Source organism: Dysgonomonas sp. Marseille-P4677 (assembly GCF_016652235.1).
Classification (GTDB): Bacteria; Bacteroidota; Bacteroidia; order Bacteroidales; family Dysgonomonadaceae; genus Dysgonomonas.
Window position 1 is genome coordinate 170,707 of the sequence record NZ_JAEPKU010000001.1, and the last position, 9,732, is coordinate 180,438.

At 36.9% G+C, this 9,732-nt stretch carries 9 protein-coding genes; 1 reads left to right on the forward strand and 8 read right to left on the reverse strand.

Annotated features, from left to right (window positions below; genetic code table 11):
* The 6 genes from folK to JGH11_RS00810 all read right to left on the reverse strand — a co-directional run bounded on the left by folK (nucleotide 1) and on the right by JGH11_RS00810 (nucleotide 4,326).
* The gene (gene folK / locus JGH11_RS00785; protein ID WP_201109649.1) at nucleotides 1–489 is read right to left on the reverse strand and encodes a 2-amino-4-hydroxy-6-hydroxymethyldihydropteridine diphosphokinase; all 489 of its coding nucleotides are present in this window, start codon (nucleotides 487–489) and stop codon (nucleotides 1–3) included.
* Entirely contained in the window at nucleotides 490–1,539 is a 1,050-nt protein-coding gene (gene queA / locus JGH11_RS00790; RefSeq protein ID WP_201109650.1) for a tRNA preQ1(34) S-adenosylmethionine ribosyltransferase-isomerase QueA, read from the reverse strand.
* A 78-nt stretch (nucleotides 1,540–1,617) separates the two neighbouring features.
* Nucleotides 1,618–2,307 (reverse strand): tRNA pseudouridine(55) synthase TruB, encoded by a 690-nt coding sequence (gene truB, locus JGH11_RS00795; RefSeq protein ID WP_201109651.1) that lies wholly within the window; start codon nucleotides 2,305–2,307, stop codon nucleotides 1,618–1,620.
* The gene (locus JGH11_RS00800) at nucleotides 2,307–3,161 is read right to left on the reverse strand and encodes an undecaprenyl-diphosphate phosphatase (RefSeq protein ID WP_201109652.1); all 855 of its coding nucleotides are present in this window, start codon (nucleotides 3,159–3,161) and stop codon (nucleotides 2,307–2,309) included. The genes truB and JGH11_RS00800 overlap by 1 nt, the downstream gene beginning before the upstream one ends.
* A gap of 19 nt (nucleotides 3,162–3,180) precedes the next feature.
* Nucleotides 3,181–3,441 (reverse strand): DUF3098 domain-containing protein, encoded by a 261-nt coding sequence (locus tag JGH11_RS00805; protein WP_201109653.1) that lies wholly within the window; start codon nucleotides 3,439–3,441, stop codon nucleotides 3,181–3,183.
* A 6-nt stretch (nucleotides 3,442–3,447) separates the two neighbouring features.
* Nucleotides 3,448–4,326: an ABC transporter permease gene (locus JGH11_RS00810; protein WP_201109654.1), complete on the reverse strand. Its 879-nt coding sequence runs from the start codon at nucleotides 4,324–4,326 to the stop codon at nucleotides 3,448–3,450.
* Between the two features lie 231 nt (nucleotides 4,327–4,557).
* Here JGH11_RS00810 and JGH11_RS00815 point away from each other — a divergent pair, with 231 nt between their 5' ends.
* Complete coding sequence (locus JGH11_RS00815) at nucleotides 4,558–5,634, forward strand: aldose epimerase family protein (RefSeq protein WP_201109655.1); 1,077 nt, start codon at nucleotides 4,558–4,560, stop codon at nucleotides 5,632–5,634.
* 335 nt (nucleotides 5,635–5,969) lie between these two features.
* On the opposite strand, the gene JGH11_RS00820 is transcribed toward JGH11_RS00815, so the two are convergent.
* Together JGH11_RS00820 and JGH11_RS00825 are read right to left on the reverse strand one after the other, a co-directional pair.
* Complete coding sequence (locus tag JGH11_RS00820) at nucleotides 5,970–7,310, reverse strand: glycoside hydrolase family 43 protein (protein ID WP_201109656.1); 1,341 nt, start codon at nucleotides 7,308–7,310, stop codon at nucleotides 5,970–5,972.
* Nucleotides 7,311–7,323: 13 nt separating this feature from the next.
* A complete protein-coding gene (locus JGH11_RS00825) occupies nucleotides 7,324–9,267 on the reverse strand; it encodes a glycoside hydrolase family 97 protein (RefSeq protein WP_255561515.1) in 1,944 nt (647 codons plus the stop codon).
* Nucleotides 9,268–9,732: the final 465 nt, after the last annotated feature.

Sequence of the window (9,732 nt, forward strand, 5' to 3'; positions counted from 1 at the left end):
CTATACTCCCAACTCTTTTTTTAACTGGTCTATAGATTTGTTTAGTACGGGGTGTATGTATGTTCCAGCTATTTCGGCCAGGGGTAATAATACAAATGCTCGCTCGTGCAAATGTGGATGGGGAAGTGTCAATTTTTCGTTAGAATAAATCTTATCATCGAATAGTAGTATATCTATATCTATTATACGATCTGCGTAGCCTTCATTATCAGACTTGCTTACACGCCCCATCTTTTTTTCTATTTCTTGTGTCCTTTGTAAAAGTTCCATTGGGCGAAGCTTTGTCTTCACCTCACATACTGCATTCAAGAAATTATTTTCTGATTCAAATCCGACAGGTTCTGTAACATAAAAAGCGGAAGTGGTGATAACCTCACCAATCCGCTCTTCTATCTCATTTATAGCATGATCAAGATTCTCGCCTCTGTCTCCTATATTGGATCCCAAGCCTAAGAATACATCGTATGAAATTTCTTTATCTAGTAACATTTATATTATCAACATTGCATCACCATATGTACCAAAACGATACTTCTCTTTCACAGCCAGCTCATATATATCCATTATACGATCGTATCCGCCAAATGCAGCAGTCATCATCAATAATGTAGATTGTGGTAAATGGAAATTAGTAACCATGGAGTCAGCTATGCCAAAATCGTATGGAGGGAAGATAAATTTATTTGTCCAACCATTGTTTGTTTTGAGATGTCCATCTGTACTTACAATAGTTTCAATTGCTCTCATTACAGAAGTTCCTACTGCGCATACACGATGACCGCCGTCTTTTGCTTTATTAACGAGCATTGTTGCTTCCTCTGTTATCTGTAGTTGCTCCGAATCCATTTTATGTTTGGTCAGATCTTCAACATCGATATCCCTGTAATTACCTAAGCCTGAGTGAAGCGTAATATACGCAAAATCGACACCTTTAATTTCCATACGTTTCAACAGTTCGCGGCTAAAATGCAATCCTGCTGCTGGAGCAACAACAGCTCCTTCGTTTTTAGCAAAAATGGTTTGATAACGTTCTTTATCATCAGCTTCTTCAGATCTATTCAGATATTTTGGAATCGGCGTTTCACCCAAAGCATAAAGAGCTTTTCTGAATTCCTCGCTAGGGCCATCATAAAGAAAGCGCAGTGTACGTCCACGAGATGTGGTGTTATCAATTACTTCAGCAACCATAGAATCATCATCACCGAAATATAGTTTATTTCCGATACGAATTTTACGAGCCGGATCGACTAATACGTCCCAAAGATGAAATTCCTCGTTGAGCTCTCTTAGTAAGAATACCTCAATAGTAGCACCGGTTTTCTCCTTATTTCCATACAAACGGGCTGGGAAGACCTTTGTGTCGTTAAAGATAAATATATCTTTATTGTCGAAATAATCAAGGATATCCTTAAAGACCTTATGTTCAATTTCACCAGTCTTACGGTTGACAACCAACATACGGGATTCATCCCTGTTCTTAGCAGGATGAGAGGCGATCAGTTCATCAGGCAAGTCAAATTTGAATTGGGAAAGTTTCATATTTAATATTTTAATTTGTTTATATTCTTATTCAATTCTTTATAACCAATCTAATTTGTAGGCTGGTTAATTAGAAGTCTAAAGGATTAAAGCTTCTACAAATTCTTCTATTTGCGCTCCATCAATGCATTGATCTAATGTAACATCGCCAATGCGAGTCCGTTCCAATGCTGTTAAATGCCCACCCGAGCCCAAAGCTAATCCAATGTCGCGCGCTAAGGCTCTGATATAGGTGCCCTTACTACATACCACTCTGATCTTTACTTGAGGGAAGGCATAATCTAATAGTTCTATTTCGTCTATTGCCAGTAATTTAGGTTTTAGTTCAACATCCTGGCCCTCTCTAGCAAACTCATAAGCTCTCTTTCCGTCCACTTTACAAGCAGAATAAGTAGGAGGAACCTGTTGGATCTCACCTATGAATTGAACTAATGTTTTTTCGACCAGTTCTTTCGTTATATGCTCTGTGGGATATGTCCCATCTATTTCAGTTTCAAGATCAAAAGATGGTGTTGTTTCTCCTAATTTTATGGTCGCAATGTATTCTTTTGTCTGATATTGAAATGTCTCAATCAATTTTGTTTTTTTTCCGGTGCATATAATCATTACTCCGGTTGCAAGAGGATCAAGTGTCCCGGCATGTCCTACTTTTAGTTTCTTTACGCCAAGTTTACGACAAAGCTTATTTCTCAATCTTCTGACTAAAGTAAATGAAGTCCAATTAAGTGGCTTATTTATATATAAAACTTCTCCTGATATAAAATCCATTATATGATCGCTAATTCATGTCCAGTAAGCAATAATGCTAATAGGATACCTCCCACAATAATACGATACCACCCGAAAAGTTTAAAGCCATACTTTGTAACAAATCCAATAAAGAACTTGATAGCAAGTAATGCGACTATAAAAGCAACAACATTACCTATTATTAATACTCCAATATTATCTTTCAACAAGTCAAAGCCTGTATCGGACATTATCAACTTCAGGAGTTTGTATCCTGTTGCGGCCGCCATAGTAGGAACGGCCAGAAAAAATGAGAATTCAGCAGCATTCTTACGGCTCAACCCTCTGCTCATACCTCCTACGATTGTGGCCATTGATCGGGAGACCCCCGGTATCATAGCTATACATTGATAAAAACCGATAATAAATGCGTTCTTATATGTTATATTCTGAGGCCCTTCTTCGGGTCTGCTGAACCACTTGTCTACAAATAGCATGAGAATACCACCCAATACTAGCATGATGGCTACAACCAGCACACTCTCGAGTAATTCATCTATTACGTCGTTGAAAAGAAAGCCTAAGATAGCTGCAGGTATAAATCCGGCGAGCAGCTTCCAATAAAATTCGTACTTATAAAAAATTGTATCGATCAGTTTTCCTTTTGCCGATTCGGGAATGTCCTTATTTAATCTAAAGAATCGATTCCAATATAATACAATTACCGAAAGAATAGCTCCAAACTGAATAATAACAGTGAATGCTTTTACAAATTCATTGCTTTCTATGCCCAACAGACTCTGGGCGATAATCATATGTCCTGTCGAAGATACCGGCAGAAACTCTGTAAGTCCCTCTACAATAGCAATGATAATTGCTTCAATAATACTCATCCTTGATTATGTGTTTTGTTTAGTTAGTGCGCTCTTTTTTCTCTTCAGCCAATTCTTTCTTACGAGGGAATAATATGCCCACAATCATAAGAAGGAACCCTGCAAAACAAACCATTGGTGCTACTACAATTCTCTTGGTACTAAAGATGTCAGGTTCGAAACCTCCTTCAACTGTAGTCGCCGGTCCTGTCATTAAAATGAATCCAACGATAATGAGGATTACCGAAGCCGCGCAAATAATATAGTTTTGTTTACTAAAAGCAAAATTTTTCTTATCCATAATGATTTATACGTGATAAAGTTTATTTGTTGTCATTTTTAAATACCTATTAACTGCCGATATAGTTGCTAATACTGTGATAATGATTCCTGAAACTAAAACAATTCCATATACAACCAACAGTTCATACATTTTTACAATAGATATCAATTCCGGATATTCTCGTGTAAAGTAATAAATAACACCTGTTATTGCGACGTTAGCCAGAATAGCAGCTAAGATGCCGGATATGACTGTGCTAAATATAAAAGGTCTCCGAATAAAACCATTAGTAGCGCCTACCAGTCTCATCGTATTGATAAGAAAACGTTTTGAGTAGATATTTAATTGTATAGTATTTCTAATTAATGTAAATGAAATGACAATAAGTATCACTGCAAGGAGAAGGAGGATGGAGCCGACTTTAGATAAGTTTTCATTCGCTTTGGCTATATCTTCTTCTTTAAAAGAAAGTCCTTTAGTTAATTTAAACTCTTTGAAGCTGGCTTCTACCTTCTTTATGCTATCCGTATTTACATATTCCGACTTGATAAATACATCAAAGTAACTTCGCGAAGGATCATAACCTAAAACTTCTTCAGGGTCACCTCCCAAGTCTTCAATTAATTGCTTCTTTACTTCTTCTTTACTGATGTATATAGTCGATTTTACATAAGGATTCGCCTCTATTTTAGCTTTTGTTCTCTGAATAGCGGCGGCATCCAGATTTCCGGTCAGCTCAATGGATATTCCAATGTTTTCTTTAACGTAGGACGCGAGTCCTTTTCCTGTAAATGCGACCAAGATCGTAAGTCCCAATAAGAAAAGTACAAGAGTGATACTGATTGTAGTGATTACCCCTGCTGTAAATAATGATACCGTTTTTACTTGACGTTTATCAGACATATTCCAATTAAGACAATTTAGATAGTTTTACATATGGATATAAAACACCCAAATTCGCTGCAAAGGAACAAAATAAATACATCTTTCGATACTATTTTTGTTTTTTTTAATAATTAAATCTTTGCAACTATCCGAATTACTTTTATACCCCTTAAAATATTATTGTATATTTGCGCTTAACATTTAATCTTCTTGTTAATATATAAACTAATATAAACCAGATAAAATATCATGCAAACAACCCTTACTAAGTCAGGATTGAATCCTGCAAACTTCTCAGGTAAAGTAGATAACAAAGAAGTGCACATGTATGTTCTCACAAATGATAAAGGAGCGGAAGTTACTGTAATCAATTGCGGTGCAAAAATAGTTTCTTTGTCTGTTCCGGATAAGAATGGCAAATTGACGGATGTCGTTTTAGGCCAGAGTAGTCTTGATGAATACCTCAATTCGGAAGAGCCGTATTTTGGAGCTGTGTGTGGACGTACGGCAAACCGTATAGCTAACGGTCAATTTACATTAGATGGCGTAGTATACAAACTGGCTGTAAATAATGGACCAAATAATCTTCATGGAGGGTTGAAAGGCTTTAATTCGGTTGTGTGGGATGCAAAGCAAGTGGATTCGCAAACTCTAGAGCTTTCTTATACATCAAAAGATGGTGAAGAAGGTTTTCCCGGAAACCTTGATGTGACAATTACTTATTGCCTGACAAATGAGAATGCATTGAAGATAAACTATGAGGCAAAAACTGATAAGGCCACAATTATTAATTTGACAAATCATTCTTATTTTAATCTATCGGGCGAAGGTGATCCTAGTATCAACGACCATGTACTAGTGATGCATGCTTCTAAATATTTGCCTACAGATAATACTGCTATACCTTATGGTAAGGCGGAAGAAGTGAAAGGTACTCCGTTCGATTTTACAACTCCTCATACTATAGGGGAGCGCATAGAAGATGATTTTGAGCAGCTCCATTTTGGGAAGGGATATGATCATACAATGGTTTTAGATAAATTTGACGGTGGATGTAATCTTGCAATAGAATGTTATTCTCCTAAAACCGGTATACAAATGGATGTGTTGACCACTGAGCCTGGAGTGCAGATGTATACAGGGAATTGGATGACAGGAAATTTGGAAGGAAAGCATGGACATCGTTACCCTTCACGGGCAGCAGTATGTTTTGAAACTCAACATTTTCCAGATAGCATTAATAAGCCTGAGTATCCGAGTGTGATACTGAGACCAGGTGAAATATTTAAGAGTGAAACCGTATTTGCTTTCTCAATCAAGGGATAAAGGTTATTTAAATAAAATAGGAGAGGGGGAAGATATTCGGCCCCCTCTTCTGTATTATAAGGGCTGTTGGCCTCTTCTTTTTAGGGCCATTTTTACGCAGTTCCTTATGTATAGTTTTGCTGATATAAAGTGGATAAACATTACGATACATTTCTCTCGGCGTTTAATCGTTATTTATCTATCTATGTTGTAAGTTATTATTCTCAGGTTCGGTTGCGTCCTGCATCCAAGCATCTATTTTGTATGGTTGTAACAGCCTTTCTGTTCTTTTAGATTATTATTCTCTCGAAACAACAAAGATCAACAAACAATATAAAAGCAATTTTTACTCTGATTTATAATTGTTTAAACTCCCAATAATCTAAAAAGAAAAGATTGTCTTTTTGAGAATTACTTTTAAAACAGAGATACAGATCATGCACACCTTGAGCTTCCTTAATCGGGCACGACAAAAGCTTATATCTATCCATAGCTCCCGAACGTGTTACAGGCAATGTTCCTATAAGCTTCCCTGTAGTACTACCTAAACGAAGCTCAATATAACCTCCATCGACATTACATGCTGCTAGGACAGAAAATTCCCGGCCGCCCTTTTTGAAGTCAACCCCACGGAGGCATAAAGATTCATTATTATCAATATTCGTCAAACAAATTCTACCATCAGGCATCTTTTCCGTTTTCAGACCGTAACCCCATGCCATAGTTTCAGCCTCTACACGGCGGTAAGGGTCGAATGGTTCGATTTGTTCCAAAATTGTCTCCGCCCAATAAGGAACCTCTTGAATAGTCCCATCTGTATTATAAAGCATTTTTGCAGCCATAGACGATCTCCGTTCGTGATGTTTAAAGGTTTCCAGATGCATTAAGTCATAACTTAATCCGAAAACATAAGAACTACCCTTATAGTCGATAATACCGGGATGATTTCCCCGGCTACGGTGAGTTGGCTTCATGATATGTCCTTTAGTTGTCCACGGCCCCGTTGGCGAACCGCTCATAGCATAACCTATTCCCTCTGGACAGCAAGTAGAGGCAAATGCCATATAATAATGCCCATTTCTTTTATATACCCAAGGACCCTCCTGGTAATGTTCAGGCTTATTTTCCAACTTCACGATATCGCCTGAATACGATATCATATCCTCATTGAGTTTTACATAGTAAACATTTGGATTTCCCCAATACATATAAGCCTGGCCGTCGTCGTCAATGAACACAGAAGGGTCAATATCGTCCCAATGCTCTTTTTGCCATACAAGTGGTTTGTTTATAGGATCTTTAAATGGACCATAAGGAGTATCAGCTACAAGTACACCAATTCCTTGACCGTGTAGGGGACAATACATATAGAACTTTCCGTTTCGCTCGATACATTGTTGTGCCCAAGCTCCATTATCGCGTGTTGCCCACTTAAAGTCTTTTAAGGTTGCCACTATTCCATGATCAGTCCAGTTTACCATATCAGTAGAAGAATACAGCAACCAGTCCAACATCTTAAACCCTTCAGCATCATCCTCATCATGAGTGGTATAAAGAAATACAGTATCATTGTAAACCATTGGAGCGGGATCGGCTGTATATTTAGTTTGAATAAGAGGGTTCTGAGCAAAGCTGACAATAGGCAAGTTAAGTAATATTTGAACGAGTAGTGGCAAAAATATTAAATGAGTTTTCATATCTATTTATTTTTTACTTTGATAATACAAATCCGCCTCGTGGCTGAAGGGTTACTTCCAGTATTCCATTTTTATTTATATTCACTTCTTTCTGTATAATTTCTTGTTTCTTATCGTCACTAATGAGCTGCGCTTTCGTCGCAGCATACATAGGTAATTCTAACTTCAGATTTATAGGTTCTTTCTCTGCATTTACACCTGCAATATACCAATGATCGCCGTGTCGCCGAGCTATCACCGTATATTTTCCAGGATACCCATCAATATACAATGTTTCATCCCATGTGGTGGGAACTTTTTTCATAAAATCAATTACAAAATCTTTCGTATCGAAAAGATTATTGGGTGTAAGAGCGAACATCTGTACCGGATTTTGGAAAAGTATGGCAGTCGCTAATTGAAAAGCATCTGTAGTCTGGCGCTTTTGTCCCTCTTTATTTCCTTTATTAAGGTATTTATTTAATAAAACGCCACCAAACTCCATAGAACCGACAGTGTTGCGGATAAAAGGATGAAGAGAAGCATAAAAAGCTTCATCATTTCTCACTCCTTCGGAAAAAATCAACATTTCGGAAGCCAGCACCGCTTCGCTTCCAACATAATTTGGATACATGCGCTCCCAGCCACGAGGAAGGGTACAGCCATGAAAAATAATCATCAATCCGTAATCGTTAGCATCGGAGAGTATATCTTCATACAAGCGCATTGTTTCTTGTTTATCTCCACCGAAAAAATCGACTTTCAAACCTTTAACTCCTGCATCTTTTAGCCATTTCATCTCTTTCTTACGCTCTACTGATGTGCTCATTTTATTTCTTGGACCTTGAGGAGCGTCATTAAAACCACCGTTAGAATTATACCATAGGAAAATATCTACATTTTTAGAATTGGCATATTCAATCAGTTTCACCATCTTATCATGGCCGATATTAGTATCCCATAACGCATCTATTAAAATATATTCATATCCCATTTCAGATGCCAAATCAATATATTTTACCTGATCATCCCAATTCATACTATTATCCTGCCATACGATCCAACTCCAGGTTCCTCTACCATGCTTATACTTCTTTATTGGTTCATATAATGGTTCTACTACATCAAAAGGAATAGTCGTTTCTACGATTGGTTTCAATTCTTTACCTACTGTAATTGTACGCCATGGTGTAGCACCAGGCAAGCTTAGCTGGGCACCAACACTCCCAAACCCATTGTTTTCCTTCTGATTTGGATATTCGACAGTATAGAGGCCCTCTTTATAAGCACTTAAATGTGAGGCGCAATATAAGCTACTTACTCCTGTTTCGGAAAGTAAAGCCCAACCATTTTCTCCTACCTTGAACAGTCCCGGGAATACATAACCTGTATTAGACTTGGTATTTCCGATAGGAACGTCAACCTGATAACCGGATTCGTAACTAGGGGAAGTCCGGGCAAAAGCTCCCATTGGGCCCATCATATAAGATAGGAATGCAGTCGTGTATGAAGGAAAACGAAAGCCTGTGATTTCTTCCACTACTACACATGCCCTACGATCACCCCATGCAGGAAGTTCGTATCGGAAAGCAATATCATTATTACTTATTTGGAAAAGAACAGACATCTTTTGTCCTTTCCCATTCTGAAAGGTATATTTCAGTGTATTCGCTTCATAGTTTACCTTTGAACGTTTAATTTTATCTTGTGTATATGTTTTACTTATTTTATTTTCCGATTTCTCAACAAACGATAGGGAAGTAGTGAAATCACCTTCGTTTGTTTGTAATCCTAAGGGTGATTTTTCAAGAATCACCGCATCCTTATAATTTACAGTATACAACAGTGTTCCATTCTCGATAAATATTTTCATATTTATATCTTTGTTGGGACTTGTAATTACAGCATCTTGAGAGCGAACGGAGGAAGGTGTTATTAAAAAACAAAAAAGTAAGATTAGCGGTAAAAAAAGTTTCATGGATTCTTTGTTAGTTATTATTTTAATCTTTTAATTGTTGTGTATTTTTATCAATTCCTTTTGTATCTTTCAAAAAAATATAAAAGGAACTTAATAGATCATTACAGAGATTTAGGTTAATCTTTGAAAGGATGATTAAGACTGATTCCATAATAAGACTTAATAAGTATATTAAAAAACAGTAACTCTATAGCCTATAGCCTAAAAAGCACTTCAGACCAATCGATATGCCCCTCTAAACATAGTTTAAATACACGATGGTATTTATACCATCACACCAGTATTCATGTAATAAATGCACAAAACAAATTTATTGATAGGATGAGTTATTATTCAATGAAATCATCTTCTATTTATTTGGAATTGTTGTACCAGGATTAATTTTGTCGCATATTCTTTTGTTTTTGTCGCGTCGTAATCATTTAGGTTCTAATTTATAATGTTTTATTTAGCTGTATAGAGTTG